The 21,142-nt window shown below is 33.5% G+C and carries 20 protein-coding genes and 1 tRNA gene; 11 read left to right on the top strand and 10 right to left on the bottom strand.

Annotation, left to right across the window (positions count from 1 at the left end; genetic code table 11):
* Positions 1-6 precede the first annotated feature (6 nt).
* The 3 genes from ABEB18_RS04845 to ABEB18_RS04835 are packed head-to-tail and all read right to left on the bottom strand — an operon-like array spanning position 7 to position 2,483.
* Positions 7-1,341, bottom strand: coding sequence for a TolC family protein (locus ABEB18_RS04845; RefSeq protein ID WP_348797998.1), 1,335 nt, complete (start codon positions 1,339-1,341; stop codon positions 7-9).
* Positions 1,342-1,343: 2 nt separating this feature from the next.
* Positions 1,344-1,940, bottom strand: coding sequence for a TetR/AcrR family transcriptional regulator (locus tag ABEB18_RS04840; protein ID WP_348797996.1), 597 nt, complete (start codon positions 1,938-1,940; stop codon positions 1,344-1,346).
* A 39-nt stretch (positions 1,941-1,979) separates the two neighbouring features.
* Positions 1,980-2,483 (bottom strand): YceI family protein, encoded by a 504-nt coding sequence (locus tag ABEB18_RS04835; RefSeq protein WP_348797995.1) that lies wholly within the window; start codon positions 2,481-2,483, stop codon positions 1,980-1,982.
* A gap of 272 nt (positions 2,484-2,755) precedes the next feature.
* Between ABEB18_RS04835 and ABEB18_RS04830 the strand changes: the two genes are divergently transcribed.
* The 3 genes from ABEB18_RS04830 to ABEB18_RS04820 all read left to right on the top strand — a co-directional run bounded on the left by ABEB18_RS04830 (position 2,756) and on the right by ABEB18_RS04820 (position 4,895).
* On the top strand, positions 2,756-3,730 hold the full coding sequence (locus tag ABEB18_RS04830; RefSeq protein ID WP_348797993.1) for a polyprenyl synthetase family protein: 975 nt from the start codon (positions 2,756-2,758) through the stop codon (positions 3,728-3,730).
* A gap of 70 nt (positions 3,731-3,800) precedes the next feature.
* Complete coding sequence (locus ABEB18_RS04825) at positions 3,801-4,484, top strand: hypothetical protein (protein WP_348797991.1); 684 nt, start codon at positions 3,801-3,803, stop codon at positions 4,482-4,484.
* A gap of 60 nt (positions 4,485-4,544) precedes the next feature.
* A complete protein-coding gene (locus ABEB18_RS04820; RefSeq protein ID WP_348798324.1) occupies positions 4,545-4,895 on the top strand; it encodes a hypothetical protein in 351 nt (116 codons plus the stop codon).
* Positions 4,896-4,958: 63 nt separating this feature from the next.
* Here ABEB18_RS04820 and ABEB18_RS04815 read toward each other — a convergent pair whose 3' ends face one another.
* Positions 4,959-5,501 (bottom strand): hypothetical protein, encoded by a 543-nt coding sequence (locus ABEB18_RS04815; RefSeq protein WP_348797990.1) that lies wholly within the window; start codon positions 5,499-5,501, stop codon positions 4,959-4,961.
* 119 nt (positions 5,502-5,620) lie between these two features.
* Between ABEB18_RS04815 and ABEB18_RS04810 the strand changes: the two genes are divergently transcribed.
* Both ABEB18_RS04810 and odhB read left to right on the top strand, forming a co-directional pair.
* Positions 5,621-8,392 (top strand): 2-oxoglutarate dehydrogenase E1 component, encoded by a 2,772-nt coding sequence (locus ABEB18_RS04810; RefSeq protein WP_348797988.1) that lies wholly within the window; start codon positions 5,621-5,623, stop codon positions 8,390-8,392.
* Positions 8,393-8,468: 76 nt separating this feature from the next.
* Entirely contained in the window at positions 8,469-9,707 is a 1,239-nt protein-coding gene (gene odhB / locus ABEB18_RS04805) for a 2-oxoglutarate dehydrogenase complex dihydrolipoyllysine-residue succinyltransferase (RefSeq protein WP_348797987.1), read from the top strand.
* A gap of 55 nt (positions 9,708-9,762) precedes the next feature.
* Here the strand turns inward: odhB and ABEB18_RS04800 are convergent, their stop codons facing one another.
* Positions 9,763-10,200, bottom strand: a complete 438-nt coding sequence (locus ABEB18_RS04800) for a retropepsin-like aspartic protease (RefSeq protein ID WP_348797985.1) — start codon at positions 10,198-10,200, stop codon at positions 9,763-9,765.
* A 182-nt stretch (positions 10,201-10,382) separates the two neighbouring features.
* On the opposite strand from ABEB18_RS04800, the gene ABEB18_RS04795 reads away from it, so the two are divergent.
* The 5 genes from ABEB18_RS04795 (at position 10,383) to ABEB18_RS04775 (ending at position 15,196) form a co-directional block, all read left to right on the top strand.
* The gene (locus ABEB18_RS04795; RefSeq protein WP_348797983.1) at positions 10,383-11,162 is read left to right on the top strand and encodes a TatD family hydrolase; all 780 of its coding nucleotides are present in this window, start codon (positions 10,383-10,385) and stop codon (positions 11,160-11,162) included.
* A gap of 63 nt (positions 11,163-11,225) precedes the next feature.
* Positions 11,226-12,368, top strand: a complete 1,143-nt coding sequence (locus ABEB18_RS04790; protein ID WP_348797982.1) for a 1-acyl-sn-glycerol-3-phosphate acyltransferase — start codon at positions 11,226-11,228, stop codon at positions 12,366-12,368.
* Positions 12,346-13,386, top strand: coding sequence for an asparaginase (locus ABEB18_RS04785; protein WP_348797980.1), 1,041 nt, complete (start codon positions 12,346-12,348; stop codon positions 13,384-13,386). The genes ABEB18_RS04790 and ABEB18_RS04785 overlap by 23 nt, the downstream gene beginning before the upstream one ends.
* 60 nt (positions 13,387-13,446) lie before the next feature.
* Positions 13,447-13,533 (top strand) — tRNA-Ser (locus ABEB18_RS04780).
* Between the two features lie 271 nt (positions 13,534-13,804).
* Complete coding sequence (locus tag ABEB18_RS04775) at positions 13,805-15,196, top strand: site-specific integrase (protein ID WP_348797978.1); 1,392 nt, start codon at positions 13,805-13,807, stop codon at positions 15,194-15,196.
* 30 nt (positions 15,197-15,226) lie between these two features.
* On the opposite strand, the gene ABEB18_RS04770 is transcribed toward ABEB18_RS04775, so the two are convergent.
* Positions 15,227-15,376 carry a hypothetical protein gene (locus tag ABEB18_RS04770; protein ID WP_348797977.1) on the bottom strand — a complete coding sequence of 50 codons (150 nt, stop codon included), beginning with the start codon at positions 15,374-15,376 and terminating at the stop codon, positions 15,227-15,229.
* Between the two features lie 151 nt (positions 15,377-15,527).
* Positions 15,528-15,803: a DNA-binding protein gene (locus ABEB18_RS04765; protein ID WP_348797975.1), complete on the bottom strand. Its 276-nt coding sequence runs from the start codon at positions 15,801-15,803 to the stop codon at positions 15,528-15,530.
* Between the two features lie 479 nt (positions 15,804-16,282).
* Between ABEB18_RS04765 and ABEB18_RS04760 the strand changes: the two genes are divergently transcribed.
* The gene (locus ABEB18_RS04760) at positions 16,283-16,498 is read left to right on the top strand and encodes a hypothetical protein (protein WP_348797974.1); all 216 of its coding nucleotides are present in this window, start codon (positions 16,283-16,285) and stop codon (positions 16,496-16,498) included.
* A 62-nt stretch (positions 16,499-16,560) separates the two neighbouring features.
* Here ABEB18_RS04760 and ABEB18_RS04755 read toward each other — a convergent pair whose 3' ends face one another.
* The 3 genes from ABEB18_RS04755 to ABEB18_RS04745 form a co-directional block, all read right to left on the bottom strand.
* Positions 16,561-16,779, bottom strand: coding sequence for a hypothetical protein (locus tag ABEB18_RS04755; protein WP_348797973.1), 219 nt, complete (start codon positions 16,777-16,779; stop codon positions 16,561-16,563).
* Positions 16,776-18,968, bottom strand: a complete 2,193-nt coding sequence (locus ABEB18_RS04750; protein ID WP_348797971.1) for a peptidase domain-containing ABC transporter — start codon at positions 18,966-18,968, stop codon at positions 16,776-16,778. Before ABEB18_RS04750 ends, ABEB18_RS04755 begins: the two co-directional genes overlap by 4 nt.
* A 327-nt stretch (positions 18,969-19,295) precedes the next feature.
* Positions 19,296-20,909 carry a vitamin K epoxide reductase family protein gene (locus tag ABEB18_RS04745; protein ID WP_348797969.1) on the bottom strand — a complete coding sequence of 538 codons (1,614 nt, stop codon included), beginning with the start codon at positions 20,907-20,909 and terminating at the stop codon, positions 19,296-19,298.
* Between the last annotated feature and the right edge of the window lie 233 nt (positions 20,910-21,142).

Here is a 21,142-nt window from a genome sequence, read left to right as displayed (position 1 = left end):
AGTTATTTATTTTATAAGTGTTTTAAGTTGAGCTCTTGATTTTAATAATGATACTTCGGCTATTTTATAATTTAAAATGGCTCTTGTATAATTGTTTTGGGCTTCAAGCGATGCATTTTGAGCATCTAATAAATCGGTTAATGAAGCCAATCCTTGAAGGTAATTATTTTTAGTGTTTGCCATTATTTCTTGTGCCAACTTCATATTTTCCTTTTGGTTGGTAATGGTTACATAGTTGTTCTCAATTTGTGCTTTTGCATTTCGATATTCCAAATCAAGAGAAAGTTTCGTGTCTTTAATATCCTCTTGTAGCAATTTGATATCCGATTCGGCTTGTCTCACTTTGGCACGTGTTCCAAATCCTGTAAAAATAGGAACTCTCATATTTAGACCAATTGCTGAATAATCAGACCAATATACCCCTTTATCTGGTTTAGCAAACCAAGGCATTTCTGGACCTTGTCCTAAGTAGTTGTATCCTGCTACCAATGATAATGTTGGATACAATTGAGCTTGAATAGCTGTTTTGTTGAATTCTAACAACTCTTCTTGTTTTTTCAAAAGTAAATACTCCGTTCTGTTTTCTGTGTTTGGCACTTCGGTAAACAGTTCAGGGTTTATTTCGTATTCTTCTTTCGGAATGAAGAATTGTTGCTCGATAGGCATTCCGATATAGAATTTCAATGCGTTTTCTTGCAATTCAATTTGGTTTTTAACCTGCTGACGCTCGGTGTCTATATTAGACATTTTTACTACGATACGATCTAAGTCGGTTTTTTTGGCTAGTCCATTATCAAATTGTCCTTTTACAATGTCTCTAACTTTTACCGTATTTACATAGTTACTGTCTAATAAAGCTAATCTTTCGCGTTGTACATAAACCGAATAATAATTGTTAGCAACTCTTTCAATTACTTGTTCTTCGGTCAATTCGTTATTGATTTGGTAAAACTCACGTGTAGATTTGGCTGCTTTTAAACCCGTAAAAACAGTCAAATCAAAAATAGCTTGATCTAAAGTAACACCTGCAGTAGAGGTCCATTTTTGACCAAAAGCTACTTGTACAGATTGACCTGGTTGTCCAAACATAGCACCATCGAGAACATTGGTTTGTAAAACAGGATTATAAGTTAAACTTCCATTTGCTGAAATTTGAGGTAATGCAAGCGAACGTACTTCTTGAATTTTATAGTTACTTTTTTCAATTTCTAATTTTGCTTTCTTTGCCTCAGCTTTATTTTCCAATGCATAGTTGATTGCATCTTTCAAAGTTAAAACTTGCACTTGTGCATGGGTAGTAAATGCCGATGTGCATAAAAGGAGCATGATTAATTTTTTCATCTTTAAATTGTATGATTTTCTAATTGTTTTTCTAATTCTGCTATACCCTCCGGAGTAGCCATAGCTCGGGTATGATATTCTAATGCTTGTAATTCTTTTTTACGGGACTCAATTTCTGAACTTGTATTTTCGTTAATATGAAAAACTAAGATGTAATAGAACTCAACGTAATAGTCTACGTCAATGTCTTTTCGATACAAACCTTCGTTTATTCCTTTGTTAATATTCTCTGTAAAGCAGGTTTTACATTCTTTAACTTCTATTTTAAGTACATTATGATAGATATCCGGATAATGTTTTTTTAGCTGATAAACGGGAGAGTCATCAGAAGATTTAAACATCTCTTTGAACATTTTCCTAATTTCAAAGTTCTCTTTGATGGCGTTATGATTTTGAGCCACTATCGTGTTTATTACGTAATGTATCTTTTCGTGAACCAATGCAGTACTCTCCTCTATGAGTAGTTCCTTATTACAGAAATATTTATAAATCGTTTTTTTCGAAATACACATTTCATTGGCAATATCGTCCATGGTGACACTCTTGAAGCCTATTTTCAAGAAGAGTTCACTAGCCTTTTCTATGATTTTATCTTTCATCTTTACCTTAATTATGAGTAGTCTCTATTTGTCTAAATATCAGATGGAAAACTCCAAATTGGCAACTAGTTTTAAGTCTTTTCCAAAACCAAAAGATTCTTTAGGATAATTGGAGTAGTTGTCCAATCCAAAATCTTTTCGGTTGATATCACCCTTAATTTCAAATGCTGCTTTTTGAGTTCCATTATAGTTGTTTATGCCTATGAATTCGGCATCGAGTTCCACCACTTTAGTGACATCCTTTATGGTTAGATGTCCTTTTAAAAAGTTGATGTTGTTTTTGATTTTCTGAAAAGAAGTCGATTTGAAACGGATAATTGGTTTTTTATTGGTTTCAAGAGTACTATTTGTCTCCTTAGCCAATGCAGGAAAAGTAATACTGTCTAAAGAAAATTCGACAGAGGCATCTTCAATTTGATCTTCGTCAATAGAAACAAAACCATCAAAATGATTTGTTTCTCCACCCAAGTAAGTTATAGTAGAATTTTTCATCTTAATCAACACGTCCGATTGATTAGAATCAATAGCCCATTTTGTTGTCATAGCGATTAGGATTGGTTTTATTATTTTTTTATGTTTTGATTTCAACTGGAAACTTTAAACACTAATAAAGTTTCCAACAATGCTGCAAATGTATGAAGGAAACTTTAAAAACCAACAAAGTTTCCAGTGTTTTTTTTAATAAAAATAATAAAACCCAAAAGGAGGCCATTTTTGAGGGGGTTTACCTTGTCTAAATTCATATTTGAATTGTATCTTTGAACCCGTAAAATCAAAAGTGAACACTTAGAAAAAAGTAAATCAGATCTTAGTCTATGCATGCCATTTATCAGTATCAAGAATTTTTTATTACCTATTTAGAAAGTCAAGTTATCAATAAAGAACCCCAAAATTTATATGAACCAATAGATTATATTTTGAGCTTGGGCGGAAAAAGAATGCGTCCGGTTTTGACCTTGATGGCAGCTGAAGTTTTTGGAGCTGATTATAAAAAGGCACTTCCAGCGGCAATGGCAGTCGAGGTTTTTCATAATTTTTCGTTGGTTCACGACGATATTATGGATGATGCTCCTTTGCGCAGAGGTAAACAAACGGTTCACGAAAAGTGGAATCTCAATACCGGAATTCTTTCAGGCGATGCAATGCTGATCTTGGCTTATCAATATTTCGAACAATACGAACCAGCTATCTTTAGGGATTTAGCCAAATTATTCAGCAAAACGGCTCTCGAAGTTTGCGAAGGACAACAATGGGATGTTGATTTTGAATCCAGAAAAGATGTTACGATTCCCGAATATCTTAAAATGATTGAATACAAAACGGCAGTTTTGGTTGCAGCAGCAATGAAAATGGGAGCTATAATTGCAGAAACTTCAGAGGCAGATGCAGATTTAATTTACGAGTTTGGGTTAAATTTGGGATTGGCTTTTCAGTTGCAAGATGATTATTTAGACGCGTTTGGTGATCCTGAAACTTTTGGGAAACAAGTTGGCGGTGATATCATCGAAAACAAAAAAACCTATTTGTATTTGAAAGCATTAGAGTTTTCCTCAGAGAGGAAAACTTTGGAATTAGAAAAGTTATTTGCTTTAAAATTAGAAGATAATACCCAAAAAATAGAAACTGTTAAGGCTATTTTTGATGAAACAGGAGCTTCAAATGCAACTCAACAAGCCATAGCAGATTATACCTATAAAGCTTTTGCTACTTTGGATAAAATGAATATTGCTGATGATAAAAAAAATATCTTAAAGGAGTTTGGTGAGAATTTGATGGGAAGACAAGTCTAATTTTTTTGATTCTTTGATGGAAACAATATTCAATTCAGTCTTTTTTTGTGACAAAAGTATCAATAGCAAAATGCCACTGTATTTTGCGATTTTCTTTCCTTTTTTTACGATTATAGCTTTAGGAATTGATAGCGTTTTGTTTGCAACCTATTATTTTGATGCCAGGCAAATCACGAATATTTTAGCCATTCTGTATTTTACTTTATTCTTTTGGGTTGCTGATACGAATCTCAGGAAGTTAATGTTTGTAATGGTTTTTTTGTCCTACATTGGCGAACTTATTTTTTGCAATTTGCTTAAAATGTATGATTATCGAACTCCGATTATTCCACTTTATGTGCCGTTTGGTCATGCAATAGTGTATGCTTCGGGTTATGTTTTTGCGCATACAGAATGGGCTGTAAAAAATGATGCTGTTTTAAAAAAATATTTTGCAATAGGTTTTTTGGTGTTGTTTTTGTCGGTTGCCATTTTTTTGAAAGATATTTTTTCGTTGATTTTTGGCGTTTTGTTTTTTTGGGTTCTCAAAAGAAAGAAATGGCAAAACCTATATTATTTCATTGCAGTTTGTGTGATTTTTATCGAATTGGTGGGAACTTATTTTCAATGCTGGAAATGGGCGCCCAAAACTTTTGGTTTGATAGACGCTGCCAACCCGCCAATGGGTGCTGTTTTTTTCTACGCTGGAGGAGATGTTCTTTTGTCTAAAATTGTAGATTACTGGAAATCAAAATCCATTGCCAACTCATATTAAATTGTTTTCTTGTTAAATTTAAGAGATTGTTATTGAAATTGAATTTTGAAATTTAAGACCATGTATGTTTCGCCGTTAAATACTGATTTGTTGTTCGAAGAAGCTCAAAAAGAGTTTTTATATGTCAAATTAATTGAGCAATTAAATAAAGACTTTAATTTGGCCAATGAAGGGGTTGATTTTCCTTTGAGCCTTAGCCCGAATGAATTGAAAATACAATTGCACGAAAAAATCTTCCGACTCATTCAATTCAAATTTGCCGAATATCTTAATTTATTATACATCATTGATGTTCCAGAAACAGAAATAAAAAAACTAGACGGAACCGATTTGGTCATACTAGCCGAAGAAGTTTCTTTTTTAATCCTAAAAAGAGAATGGCAAAAAGTCTGGTTTAGGAATAGATATTAGGGTATTGTCCAAAACATGACTATGAAAATGAATGATTAAAGACAATTCCTAATTCATTTGTTGTTAAAAATAAACTCTCACAAAAGGCATATAAGGTTCAGAGTAGATACTTTTGTTTTCGTCATACAAAACATCATAACGAATACCAATTGTGACATTTCTAGTTCTAAATCCTGCACCTAGGTAAAGAGCTGTGTTCCAATAATCATCAGAAAAATGACCTCCAAGATATTCATAATCGGTATTGAAACGAGTTTGTTCCAATTCGGCCGAAAGTTGTATTTGAGGAATGGGGTTTACCAATCCTATTAAACTTCCTCCGTAGTAAATAGATTCATACGTATCAGTGTTTACATAACCGAATAATAAACTTGTTCCTACAGCTACCACCGGATTGAAGTTATAAACTGCACTTGGCGAAACCATAATGTCGGTATAGCCACTCCCAAAACTTAATCCTAATCCTCCTCCAAATTGTACTTTTTCCCAAAAAGGACTTCTCGATTGAGGCATTTGGGTGTATTGAGCTATTACGTTTTCGTAAAATAGCAATCCGAAAAGAATAAAACTTGTTCTAGTTAGTGAAGAAAATGTAGATTTTTTCATAGGATAGCCTTTTTTTAACAAATTTTTACGTAAAAGTACGTAAAAAAATAGATTTAAATAAATTGCTTTATTGTATTTTTGCCGAACTATTTAACAAAAAGTATATTCAATAAAATATTATGGATAGGTTTTCATTTTTAAACGCAGCACATACCGAATTTTTTGCTCAATTATATGATCAATATTTACAAAATCCAGATAGCGTAGAACCTAGTTGGAGAAGTTTTTTTCAAGGTTTCGATTTTGGAATGACAAGTTATAATGAGGAAAACCCTGTTCAACGAATTGTTGAATATGTCGAAACTGGTGCTGATTGTAGTTTGGTTTCAGATAAACTACAGAAAGAATTTAAAGTTTTAAAATTAATTGATGGATATCGTACTCGCGGGCATTTGTTTACCAAAACAAATCCAGTTCGTGAACGCAGAACATCATCGCCAACCTTAGATATCGAAAACTTTGGCTTATCAACAGCAGATTTATCTACTACTTTTGATGCTGCTCAAGCAATCGGACTTGCACCTTCTTCTTTGCAAGATATCATTACACGTCTTAAAGCGATTTATTGCCAACATATCGGGGTAGAGTATATGTACATCCGTAATCCTGGCGTTGTAAAATGGGTACAAGACAAATTAGGTGTAAACAATAATCAGCCAAATTTTACTGTTGAAGAAAAGAAAACCATCTTAAATAAATTAAATCAAGCCGTTTCTTTTGAAAATTTCCTTCATACCAAATATGTGGGACAAAAACGTTTTTCACTGGAAGGAGGAGAGTCTGTAATTCCAGCTCTTGATGCTTTGATTGAACAAGCTGCCGAAAAAGGAGTTGAACAATTTGTAATGGGTATGGCTCACCGTGGTCGTTTGAACGTTTTAGCTAACATATTCGGAAAATCGACTCAGGACATCTTCGGAGAATTTGACGGTAAAGATTACGATCAAGAGTATTTTGATGGTGACGTAAAATACCATTTAGGACTTACTTCGGACAAAGTTACCAGAACGGGTAAAAAAATCAATATCAATTTAGCTCCAAACCCTTCGCACTTAGAAACGGTGGGTGCGGTTATCGAAGGAATTACAAGAGCAAAACAAGATAAATACTTTCCAAATGATTTCTCTAAAGTTTTACCAATTGCCGTTCACGGTGATGCTGCAATTGCAGGTCAGGGATTACTTTATGAAATTATCCAAATGTCATTATTAGACGGTTATAAAACGGGTGGAACCATTCACATTGTAATCAACAACCAAGTTGGTTTTACTACGAACTATTTAGATGCTCGTTCTTCAACATATTGTACAGATGTTGCCAAAGTGACTCTTTCGCCAGTATTGCACGTAAATGCTGATGATGCTGAAGCGGTAGTTCACGCAGTATCTTTTGCTTTAGACTACAGAATGGAGTTTGGTCGTGATGTGTTTATCGACTTGTTAGGATATAGAAAATACGGTCATAACGAAGGAGATGAGCCTCGTTTTACACAACCAGTTTTGTACAAAATCATTGCAAAGCACCAAAATCCAAGAGATATTTATGCTGAAAAATTATTGTCTCAAGGGGTAATCGATGCAAATTATGTAAACACTATTGAGAAAGAATATAAAGCTGATCTTGAACAAAATTTAGAAGCTTCTCGTAAAAAAGATTTAACAATCATTACTCCATTTATGCAAAACGAATGGAAAGGTTTCGAACAAGTTTCTACTGATGTAATGTTGAAGAAAGTGAATACTGCTTTCCCTAAAAAAGAATTGGATTCTATCTTGAAAACAATTTCGACATTACCAACTGATAAAAAATTCATTAACAAAATCAATAAAATCGTTACGGATCGAAAAGTAGGTTACGATAACAATACAATCGATTGGGGAACTGCAGAGGCTTTGGCTTACGGTTCACTTTTGACAGAAGGATTTGATGTTCGTATTTCAGGACAAGACGTAGAGCGTGGTACTTTCTCTCACCGTCACGCAGTTGTTAAAGTTGAAGATTCTGAAGAAGAAGTAATCTTATTGAATGCTATCGAAAACAAAAAAGGAAACTTTGGAGTGTTCAACTCATTATTGTCAGAGTATGGTGTTCTTGGTTTTGATTATGGTTATGCATTGGCAAATCCAAATTCATTAACCATTTGGGAAGCACAATTTGGGGATTTCTCTAACGGGGCTCAAATTATGATTGACCAATATATTTCATGTGGAGAAGACAAATGGAACAATCAAAACGGTATCGTTCTATTGTTGCCACACGGTTATGAAGGACAAGGAGCAGAACACTCTTCTGCAAGAATGGAACGTTACTTACAACTTTGTGCGCGTCATAATATGTATGTTGCCGATTGTACAACACCTGCAAACTTCTTCCACTTGTTAAGAAGACAAATGAAAACCAATTACCGTAAACCATTGGTGGTTTTCTCTCCAAAAAGTTTACTACGTGATCCAAGATGTGTTTCTACGGTTGAGGAATTAGCAAAAGGAAGTTTCCAAGAAACTATCGATGATACTACAGTAAATAAGAAAGATGTAAAAACTTTGGTTTTCTGTACAGGAAAATTCTATTACGATATTGTTGCTGAAAGAGAAAATAATGGAAGAAAAGACGTTGCGGTTGTTAGAATCGAGCAATTATTCCCATTCCCAGTAGATCAAGTCAAAGAAATCATTGCGAAATATCCAAATGCAGATGATTATGTTTGGGCACAAGAAGAACCAAAAAATATGGGAGCTTATAGCTTTATGTTGATGAATTTTGATCTTGTGAAATGGAGATTGGCTTCGTTAAAAGCGTATTCAGCACCAGCTTCAGGAAGTTATACTAGAGCAAAACGTCGTCATGCTGATGCAATCAGAATGGTATTTGATAAAGATTTATTTAGATAAAAATTAGTTTAAAGTTTAAGGTTTAAAGAGGGAGCTCATTAAACCTTAGACAATCCAAACCTTAAACAAAACAAAGATGATTTTAGAAATGAAAGTCCCATCACCTGGGGAGTCAATAAAAGAAGTTGAAATTGCAACTTGGTTAGTAAAAGATGGAGATTATGTAGAAAAAGATCAAGCGATCGCTGAGGTTGATTCTGATAAAGCAACTCTTGAGTTACCAGCTGAAATGAGCGGGGTTATCACGCTAAAAGCAGAAGAAGGTGATACTGTAGCTGTAGGAGCTGTAGTTTGCCATATTGATACAGCAGCAGCTAAACCATCAGGGTCAGCACCAGTTGCTGAGGCTCCAAAAGCCGAAGCACCTAAAGCAGCACCTGCGCCAGTTGCTGAAGCTCCAAAAGCAACACCAACACCAGCACCAGCAGCATCTTATGCAGCAGGGACTCCATCTCCAGCAGCTAAAAAAATATTAGACGAAAAAAATATTGCTCCAGCAACTGTTACTGGAACGGGTAAAGGTGGAAGAATCACTAAAGATGATGCTGTAAATGCAGTACCATCAATGGGAACTCCAACTGGTGGAAGCCGCGGAATTGAGCGTGTGAAATTATCAATGTTGCGTCGTAAAGTAGCGGAAAGATTAGTTTCTGCCAAAAACGAAACGGCAATGTTGACTACTTTCAACGAAGTAAACATGACGCCGATCAATAACATTCGTAATGAGTTTAAAGATGCATTTAAAGCGAAACACGGAGGACTTGGTTTAGGATATATGTCATTTTTTACAAAAGCGGTTACTAGAGCTCTTGAATTGTATCCAGATGTAAACTCTATGATGGATGGAGATCACAAATTGGCTTTCGATTTCTGCGATATTTCAATTGCAGTTTCTGGTCCAAAAGGATTGATGGTTCCTGTGGTTCGTAATGCTGAAAACTTAACTTTCCGTGGAGTTGAAGCTGAAATCAAAAGATTGGCTCTTAGAGCTCGTGACGGACAAATCACGGTTGATGATATGACAGGAGGTACTTTTACAATTACTAATGGTGGCGTATTCGGATCTATGTTGTCAACACCAATTATCAATCCTCCTCAATCTGGAATATTGGGAATGCACAACATCATCGAGCGCCCGATTGCTGTAAACGGTAAAGTTGAAATTCACCCAATGATGTATGTAGCACTTTCTTATGATCACAGAATCATCGACGGACGTGAGTCTGTAGGTTTCTTGGTTGCTGTGAAAGAAGCTTTAGAAAATCCATTAGAATTATTGATGGGAGGAAATGCTAAAAAAGCATTGGAATTGTAATATTCCAAATTTGATATATCTAAAATCTCGTTTCGGTTTTCGGAACGGGATTTTTTTATTTGAGATACAAACAATGATTGTAATAGTCAATAATGCCTTTTCCTTTTAATAAAACATCGGCACCAATAATGCCGTCAACGGGTTTTACTTTGTAAGTTGTAAGCGCTTCGTTTACATGTGACATATCAAAGATGACGAGCTCGAGTTTTTTGGTTTTCCATCGGCCTATTTCGAGTAGATTTCCAGATGTCTTTTGTGTTGTCATTCCAGTAGCTCCTGCTCCTGAAGCTTTGGTGGCAGAGTCTTGGGCATCGACCTGAAAGAAATCAACACCCTCAAAACCAATGCAACTATTAGAAGCTCCTGTGTCTAAAATAAAATTACCTTTCAGACCATTGATTCTAACTTTAATCAAAAGATGTTGGGTTTTGGTTACTTTGAAATTTATTTTCTTGTATTTTTCTTTCTTCAGAATTTCTTGTAATTTTTTCATTTCAGGATTGGATATAAACTCAAAGTAAATCATTTACAGTTACAAAACCTAAAATGCAGTAGATTCTGTTGCTATTAATTTAGTATAAAGAATGAATCTTTCGTTTAATTTCCTTTTTGAGGACGTTCTTTGTTTTGTAACCCACTGTTTTTAGAGTATTTTTGTTGCATTAAATTTTACACTTGGAAACAACAGTAATTCTTACCGATACCCACACTCATTTATATTCAGAAGAATTTGATTTGGATCGAAACGAAATGATGCAACGTGCCATTGACAATGGTGTTTCTCGTTTTTTTATTCCAGCTATAGATTCGGCTTCAACACAAAGTATGTACGATTTGGAGCGCGATTATCCTGATAATGTATTTTTAATGATGGGCTTGCATCCTACTTATGTGAAAGATAATTATCTCGGAGAACTGCAGCATGTTGAAGAAGAATTGACCAAAAGAAAATTTGTTGCTATTGGCGAAATCGGTATTGATCTGTATTGGGACAAAACCCATTTGAAAGAGCAGCAATACGCTTTTAGAAAACAAATTCAATTAGCCAAACAATACAAGCTACCTATTGTTATTCATTGCCGTGATGCTTTTGATGAAATTTTCGAAATTTTGGAAGAAGAAAAATCAGCAGACTTATTTGGTATTTTCCATTGTTTTACGGGTACTTATGAACAAGCATTACAAGCAATATCCTATAATATGAAATTAGGAATTGGGGGAGTGGTAACTTTCAAAAACGGAAAGATAGATCAATTTCTGAATCAAATAGATTTAAAGCATATCGTTCTTGAAACCGATTCTCCTTATTTGGCTCCAATTCCTTACCGAGGTAAACGAAATGAAAGTAGCTATTTGGTAAATGTAGCAGATAAATTGGCACAAATTTATAATGTTTCAGTAGCCGAAATTGCCAAAATAACCACTAATAATTCGGTTGAAATATTCGGGATTTAATGCCGATATCCTTTAACTTTAATATTTTTTTTGTTCTTTTGTCGAACTAAAATAAAAATTATAATGAATAGATTTGATGCAATCCGATCCTTTTATGATCCCGAAGTTAATGAAGCGATTGTAAAAGTAATAGATCATCCGATGATGAAAGCTTTGATGAATTTTTGTTTTCCAAAAGTCGAAGACGAAATTTGGAAAGAGCAACTTCGTAAAACTCATTCTATTCGTGATTTTCAATGTAATTTTATTTACCATGGTGTACAACAAGTTCTAGAGAAAAGTTCAGACGGATTGACAACATCAGGGTTTGAAAAACTAGAAAAAAACACTGCTTATTTGTTTATCTCCAATCATCGTGACATTGTTTTGGATACTTCTTTGTTGAATGTATCTTTGTTTGAACACGGATTGGCTATGACTTCATCGGCTATTGGTGATAATTTGGTAAAAAAGTCTTTCTTGAAAACACTGGCAAAACTAAATCGAAATTTTTTGGTACAACGCGGATTGTCTCCACGAGAGTTATTGGGAAGTTCTAAATTGTTGTCCGAATACATGGCTCAGTTAATGTTGCATGAAAACCGTTCGGTTTGGATAGCACAACGTGAAGGAAGAACCAAAGACGGAAACGACGAAACCAATCCAGGAGTTTTGAAAATGATTGCTATGGGTTCTGATGAACCAAATATTATGGACTATTTTAAGAAAATTAAAATTGTTCCTGTTTCAATTTCGTATGAATATGATCCTACAGATGCTTTAAAAATGCCTCAATTGTTAGCCCAAGCCAATAATGAAATTTATGTTAAGGAGAAGGATGAAGATTTTAAAACATTGTTAAGTGGTATTTTGGGACAAAAGAAAAGAATTCATATTCATATTGGAGACGTTATCGATACCGAAATTGATGAAATTGTCAAAAACATCGATTCTTCAAATAAGCAAGTTCAGGCTTTGGCACAAACAATTGATGATTCTATTTTGCTACATTATAAATTGTGGACAACTAACTTTATTGCTTATGATATTGTGAATAAATCAAATAGTTTTGCTCATTTATATACCGAAAACGAGAAGTTACTTTTTGAAAGAAGGTTAGAAATGAGAATAGACCACGAACATCCAATCGCTAAACAAGGATTTTTGGATATGTATGCGAATCCTGTGGTTAATAAGTTAAAATATGTTGACGCACTCTCACTCTAGATCCAAAATTCTTTTGATTTATACTGGTGGAACCATTGGTATGAGCAAAGATTTTGAAACAGGAGCACTCAAAGCTTTTAATTTTAGCCAACTCCTTCAAAATATTCCTGAATTACAATTGTTAGATTGTGAGATAGCCACTTTTTCGTTCGAAAACCCGATAGATTCATCCAATATGAATCCCGATCATTGGGCCGAAATGGCTCGAACGGTTGAGAGTAATTATACTCAATTTGATGGATTCGTAATTTTGCACGGTTCCGATACCATGTCATATTCGGCTTCGGCATTGAGTTTTATGTTCGAAAATCTTGCTAAACCTGTAATTTTTACTGGATCGCAATTACCCATTGGGGATTTAAGAACCGATGCCAAAGAAAATTTAATAACGGCTATTCAGATCGCTTCTTTGCAAGAAAATGGCAAACCGCTAATTAAAGAAGTTTGTTTGTATTTTGAATATAAATTGTATCGAGGCAATAGAACTACTAAGATTAATGCAGAACATTTTAGGGCATTTATTTCTCCAAATTATTCTTTTTTGGTCGAGTCGGGAGTACATTTAAATATCAATTCCGATCTGTTTCTGCAAACTGATGAAAATGCAGTCTTACAAGTAAGAACTCATTTGGATCATAATGTTGCCATAATCAAAATGTTTCCAGGGATTAATAAGACTGTGCTTTCGGCAATTTTCAATATAAACGATTTAAAAGGAGTCGTTTTAGAAACCTATGGAGCAGGAAATGCTCCAACCGAAGATTGGTTTCTGGAATTGTTGGAGAATGCAATTGCAAAAGGCTTGCATATTGTTAATGTAACACAGTGTGCTGTAGGAAGTGTAAGCATGGGACATTATGAAACCAGTACTACTATGAAAAAATTAGGAATCATTTCAGGGAAAGATATAACCACAGAAGCTGCCATTACTAAATTAATGTATCTTTTGGGGCAGAATGTTGCGCGAAGCGAATTTAAGAGCGTGTTTGAGACCTCACTAAGAGGAGAAATGCAATAATATTGTTTTTTTACTTTCGAAATTCGTTTTTTTTAATGTTATTTGCACTCCGAAATAAATAGAGAGGTGTCCGAGTGGTTGAAGGAGCTAGCCTGGAAAGCTAGTATATGGGTAACTGTATCGAGGGTTCGAATCCCTTTCTCTCTGCGAAAACAAGTGATATTTTTCACTTAAAACGCCTTAAAGCGCTAAAAACCTGCAAGTTATGAATTTGCAGGTTTTCTTTTTTTATGCCCTGTACCTTCATAATTTTCAAAAATGCTCCTATTTTTTGTGGCACATTCGTGGCACAAGGGACTTGAAAAAAAAGTGTGCCATAAAATCGTTGTAACTAATTGATTTACAACATGTAAATAACGTTAACGACTTGATTTTAAAGTACTATAGTTCGACCTTTATTAACTTAAAATGTTGAATTATGTTAGAGAACAGTTTTGGATTAACCTTCTTTTTGAAGAGTCCGCGAAAAAAAACTAATGTCAGATCTATTTATTTAAGAATTACGGTTGATGGGATTCCTAAAGAAACATCTACGAAGTACACATGGAATGTGACCCGATGGGATCAGAAACTGGAACGCGCTACCGGAAGTAAAGAAGATTCAAGGGTATTAAATGAATTTTTGAATTCTCTTGAATTAAAAGTAAAAAAAAGAAAAACCGATTTACTTTACAACGATCAGACAATCACTGCGCAGAAACTCATTGATTATGTTAAAGGGAAGGTTGCTTCAAAAGCAAAAGTTTTAGAAGAGTTTCAAAACCATAATGATGAAGTCAAAGCGTTGGTGCCGAAAGAGTATGCTCCAGGCACGCTTGAGCGTTATGCAACAGCCAAATCTCATGTTAGTGATTTTATAAGGTTTAAATATAACGTAGATGATCTTGAATTCAGGGAGCTGAATTATGAATTTATAAAAGATTACGAGTTTTATCTTAAAACAGTACAAGGATGCAGCAATAACACTTCTTTAAAGTATATATCTAATTTTAAGAAAATTGTGCTCAGAGCCATCGCTAAAGAGATTATTACAACTGATCCTTTTAAGCTGTTCAAGGGTAAAAAGACCAAAACGAATAAAAAACCCATGACTGCAGAAGAGCTTTTTATATTGGAGGATCGCGATTTTGCCATAGAGAGACTTGAAGTAGTTAGAGATGTTTTTATTTTCCAATGTTATACGGGATTAGCTTATATAGATGTTTTCCAACTGAAGCTGGCAAATATTAAAATCGGTATTGATGGGGGACAATGGATTATGTCCGCGAGGCAGAAAACGGATTCCGAAACTAATATTCCATTGCTTCCAAAAGCTGTTGAAATTATGGAGAAATACAAAAAACATCCTTTATGCCTGAAACGTGGTACTGTCTTGCCTGTTTTGTCAAATCAGAAGATGAATGCCTATTTGAAGGAAATCGGTGATTTATGCGGTTTCAATTTCACATTGAACACACATAAAGCGAGACGTACTTTTGGCAGTACAGTTACGCTGAACAATGGTGTGCCGATTCATGTAGTTAAAGAAATGCTTGGTCATCAATCTGTTAAGCAGACTGAGGAATACGCATTAACAGAACAAGTGACAATTGGCAGGGAGATGCAAGTATTAAAGAATAGATTGGATAGGGAAAAAATTATTACCCGAGGTGAGGGGCTTTATGTTCTCGAAAGAATGGAAAGGGAAATTCAAGAATTGAAGCAGCAATTTGCTACTGCTGATAGTGCGCACAGTATTGTACATAATGCTGAAGAACTTCTGGATATAGATTTGCAAATGGTAAAGTTACGTAAGGTTTTTAATGTATGATAAAAGCATTTTAATATTAGCAAGAAAGACTTAAGATAAATCGTGAGGCTTTATTGTTATTGACACTTCGCTTCGATATCCTGGATGATAGGATGGTCTGTAATTGATATAGCCCATTTGCTGCAACTCCTTAAAGTATTTATGATAGGTTGGGATTGTGCTAATATGTGATAGTGACATTATCTTGCTACGACTCACTTTAATGATCCTAGTCTGTCCTTGCTTATAAGCGAGACAAAGAATTGCACTTAAGAGTGCAAAGTGCCAAACATTAAGTCTGTGATCTTCCTCTAAAATGGAAAGGTACTTTAAAAGCTTTTTAAGTCTCATATTATTTTTTATCGTTGAACAGATTCATTAAATCTGATTTGTTGTAATAGTAAGATCCTAAAACTTTTTTGAAGCGCACTTTTCCAGTAATCCGGAGATTCTGTAACGATGCGGCAGACATATCCATCAGTTTCTTGACAACACGGCTTTTAATCCATTCTGGATTTAGGTCGTCATCGTCTTTATTCTGGTTGTTCTTTATAATTTGTTTGAATTGGTCTACAAGCAATAGACCAAATTGCCTTAAATCATCTTTATTTATATTGTTGTTCATCATCGCACCTCTCATTTTTAGTTGTTAAGTTGTGAGCTAAGCTATGGTATAATCTTTTTCGTTGCTTAAAAGTGGCGCTTTGGGTCGCTTTTAGGCATTAAAAGGCCGTGCGTAGGAATTTAATATATATTAAAGAATTTTTGCTTTTGCAGTATGAATGAAGAGATATTAAACCGATTCTTTTATAAAAAACTTCAAGTGGTGAGAAAACTGATAAAAACACATTGCCCTATTAATTGTTGTTGCGAGTAAAGGTATATTGGACTTTGGGAAGCTATTATAGTAAGAACAAATTTTATTGGTGAAGGCATGAATAAATGTTTTAATACAAGGAATCGTAATTAAAATTAGTTGACTATTACAGTTTTTTTAATTGATACTATAAGGCCTCTTTTTTAGCACTTTGAAAAATTAAATTAAATACTCTAATTCAATGAATATATTAAATTTGAGTGTTATATTTGTTTATAAAAAACTGAAAAATGGATAGAGAGATATTTAATAAGTTTATAAAGAATGAATGTAGCAAAAATGAAATAGAGCAAATTGTGGACTATTTTAAGGTTGGTAAAATCACATGTGAATTCCCCGGTGTCGAAGAGGTAAATAGTATTTTGGAGAAAACATCGGTAAATGCAAATGAATTTGATTCCAATAGAGTCTATGATGTGATCAAAGAAAGAATGGCTCAGAAATAATATTTTGATTGGTTATTGTATTTAGAGTTTTTTGATTTATAATTCACCTTTTTATTATAGATTTATTTTTTAGTAGAATTTTGCAAAATTTCCCAAATGTTTTGAGGATGTGTGGTGATTATGGAATCTTTTAGGTGTAAATAAAGTACTAATATTATTACCGTCATAATTGCTATAACAAATGTGTTGCCATATCTAATAAATTTATCTGGGACATCATTTAAAAGTTCTTGAATCTCTTTGCTTTTTTTAATATTGTTATCTTGTTTAGTTAATTTCATAAACTTTCATTTTGGTATTCAAGCTGGTTTTTTACCAAACTGTAATATGCTTTTTTATTGTTCAATAATTCATTATGTGTTCCTGTTTCAACAACTTTACCTGCTTCTAGGACTATAATCTGATCCGCATTTTTTACCGTACTTAATCTATGAGCTATGATTACAGCTGTTCTGCCTTTTAGATAGTTTTCAAGATTTTCTTTAATTATATTTTCATTTTTCGAGTCCAGTGCGGATGTGGCTTCATCAAGAAACAGGAATTGCGGGTTTTTATAAACAGCTCTTGCGAGTAGTATACGCTGTTTTTGACCTGTGCTAAGACCTATACCTTCAGGTCCTATTTTGGTGTGATATCTTGATGGTAGGGAATCGATGTAATCTAAAATATTTGCAATTTTGATTGCTTGATCTAGTCTGATAAAATCTATTTCATCCTCGCTAATTGCTATATTTTCTGCGATAGTCATATTAAAAATGAATCCTTCCTGCATAACAACACCACAATGATTCCTCCAATTTTTTTTTGAAATATTACTAAAGCTGTTATTTTCAATGAAGATTTCACCCTCTTGAATTTCATAAAATCCAAGCATTAATTTGAGAAGTGTTGTTTTTCCTGATCCACTCGTTCCAACTATGGCTGTCGTCTGATTTGCGGGTATAGTAATTGAAATATCTTTTAATACATATTGGTAAGCTCCAATATATTGATATGATACATTTTTGAAATTAATTGAACTATTCGTCGGTATATTTGTAATATATTGCTTTTTTTCAATTTCTTCATCTGGTTTGTCATGGATTTCCGATAATCTTTCCAGAGAAATTCTTGCGTCTTGAAGTTCCCGAAAGAACGTAATCATTTGGCTTATAGGAGCACTTAATTGACCTACAATATAGGTTATCGATAGCATCATACCAAATGTTATTTCACCTGTAATAACTAATTTTGCACAAAGCACAGTGATGAGAATGTTCTTTATCTGATTTATAAGATTTGTGCCAGCTGACTGTGTTTGATCCAATGTAAAGCTTTCAATTGAAATCTTAAAAAGCCTGACCTGAACTTGTTCCCAACTCCACATCATTTTTTTTTCAGCATTATTTAATTTTATTTCCTGCATGCCATTTATCATCTCTATTACATTAGTTTGCTCTTGACTTAACCCATTAAACCTTTTGTAATCAATTTCTTTTCTTTTTCTAAGAAAAAAAAATATCCAACAGAAATATGTTATGCTCCCAATGAGATAAACTAAAAAAACAGAAACATTGTAATAATATAAAATAAAACTGAAGATAATGAGGTTAAAAAAAGAAAAAATTGTCGTTAGTGAAGTTGTGGTAAGGATTTGTTCCAGTCTTTTATGGTCACTTATACGTTGAAGCAGGTCGCCAGACATTTTAACATCAAAATATGAAATTGGTAAATTCATTAATTTGACAAAGAAATCTGAAACTAAAGAAATGTTGATACGTGCGCCTAAATGAATTAGAACATAGTTTCTAATAATCTCCAATATTGCACTTCCAATATTTAAAGACAATTGTCCAATTAAAATGAGATAAATAAAATTTAAATTATGTTGCTTAATACCCACATCTACAATTCCTTGCGTTAGGAAGGGTAAGATTAGTTGGAAAATATTACTTATTATTAACCCGATAACAAGCTGAAATACAAATTTTCTATATTTTTTTATATATTTGAGTAGAAAGGTAAATCCTTTAAAATTTGAATTTTCAAATTTAAAGCTAGAAGTTTCATCAGGCTCAAGTATTAGGACAATGCCATCTTGTGTGGTTTCAGTAGCATTATCGCCTACCCACCTCCGTATAAAGTCATTGGTTTTGTATGATATCAATCCAATGGCAGGATCGGATATGTAAACACGTTTACTAGTAATCTTATATACTACTACATAATGGTTTTTGTTCCAGTATACAATACATGGGCTAAAATCTTCTATAAGCTGCAAATAGCTAATCTTGATGCCTTCAGCCTCAAAACCTATTTTTCGAGAAGCTTCAAGCAAGCCTAACAAACTACTGCCTTCACGGGTTGTTTCAGTTAGATTTCGTAATAATCCAATATCTATACTTCTACCATAGTGTTTCGCAATTATTCGTAAACATGTCGGACCACAATCTTTTTCTTCAGTTTGCAAAAAATTTGGAAATTTGCGCATATAATTGGTTATGTAGTGAAATTAAAAATATGGCTATATTCATAAAATATAGCCATATAAATTAAAAATTATTCTTAAGTATTTGGATACTTACAAAAATTCCTTCCGAGTTGGGTTGGACAAACGTAAGGCGTACACATTCCGCCATTAGGACACTCATACGATTGGTATGCGTATGTGCATTGAATCAAGCAAGAACCGCTGCCACCCTTGATCTGTCTTAATTCTTCTCTACTTAGTAAACTTTTAATGTTAATAAATTTTTTCATAATAATTCATTTAATTGTACCTACTCTTTTAATGGCTTTTCGGTATCCGCCATAAAGACTATGAAATTGCTAAAGCATCTTCTTTATTTGTAAATTTATTGTCTTCCAGCAAATCTGCAATATAATACTTAAGGTCACCAGTCATATACATCTTTGGTAAAATAGAATTACCAATAAGTATTGCTGGAGTGAACAGTAAGTTACTTTCCATGTTTTGTTGAAACATTCTAGAAAGTACGGGAGTAAAACTTTCAGGATCATTGGGTTCAAAGTATTTTTTTATCCATAAGTCGTAATCCTTATGATTGAACCAATATCCAAGAGATTCAAGAAACTTTTGTTGGCCATCAGTATTATAAATCTCCAACATCCTGCCATACAAATTTTTTGCTTTAGTGTCAAACTGTGCCGGATTGTAGTTAAAACGCACATTTATATAGATTTGTGACTGATACTTATTAATGATTTCTTCTATATCTTGATGGGCTTTCGCACAATAGCCGCAAAATAAATTTGTATTTAATGTTATCTTTAATGCTGTATCAGTGGTTCCTAAAAAAATCGGGGACCTTAAGTTTTTATAATTATACTGCTCAGAATTTTCAATAGCCAAGCGAAAAAGTTCATAATTACGTTTAAATTTTATAAGATCGAGATTCTCAAATTTGTTTGCAAAGAATCCTTTTATTCCATTTTTGAGATCTGGCCAATAAAACAATGGTAAGATAAAGCATAGTACAAAAAGGCTTATCGAATAATTATCAATGTGAGAATGGATTAAATTTCTTTCGCATATTAAAATTAGGGCGAATTGCAGGTATAAGGTTATTATGATACTTATGCATATAGGGCACCATTGCTTTTGTATTTTATATTGATAGTACATGGAGAAAATAGTGACAGGGAAGGAGACGATAAGAATAATTAAGTTAGCTGAAAACATGAATTTTTGTAGTCCAGCTATTGTAAGTATAAAGGTCATTATGAGTTGCCCTGTAAAGAAAATTATGCTTAAATCAGTCATTTTTAATCCGTTTAATATGGATACATTTCCTTTTTTAATTACTGATTCGCAACTAAGGCTAGCTGACATGTTGCAAATCCCAGTAAAATTTGACTTTATATCAAAACTCTCTTTTAAAGCTTCTATTGATAGAAAAACTCCCAATGCACACAACAATAAAAGGGCTGTAGCTGTATAAGAGAATCGACTTATAATTATCAAAATCAAAATCAAAATTGTAATATTTATCAAGCTTCTGAATTTTTTTTTTGGAGTTGAAGCTTTGTAACCCTGCTCTTTTTCAGCTATTAAGACTAATCCACACCATCGGCTGATAAATTTTTCCCTGTTTAAGGTCTCTTTTGAGCCGTTTTCAAATTCTAGAGAATATGATCTGTCATCTTTGCTCACGATTGCGAGTAGCTTTTCAGAAGGATGTTCATTCATAAACTCAGAAATATAAATGTCTGGGAGTGTATCAATGTCATCAACTTCTATTTTTGCTACTAGATTCTCAATCTTAAAGAATGTTAGTGCATCATGATACGACAATAAGGATGGATAATCGGGATGGCTCTCAATTTGAAATTTAAATTCGGCTTGGTCAAGTGAAATATCAATCTTTTTGAGATATTTCATAAATAAATTTAGAAGTTCGTTATTTTCCATATTCAGTCACTAATTGATAATTAGTATTGCTTTTAAGTAAACCAGTTTTTTTAATTTTCGGATTATGAGTTCACAATAATCCATGTAATAATTTTCCACTTCATCAGTATCAAAATGTAACTTTAAAGAAAAAAGTAATTCGCTAATTGTTTTCTTATCTGATTATCCGTTTATGCACCTGTTATATTCGCAATTACTAGTCTGTCAAAGAGTTTGTCTCCAAAATACCGTCT

Origin of the sequence: Flavobacterium adhaerens (genome assembly GCF_040045115.1) — a bacterium.
In the GTDB taxonomy this organism is placed as follows: Bacteria; Bacteroidota; Bacteroidia; order Flavobacteriales; family Flavobacteriaceae; genus Flavobacterium; species Flavobacterium adhaerens.
This window is presented reverse-complemented; position numbering and strand designations above follow the sequence as displayed.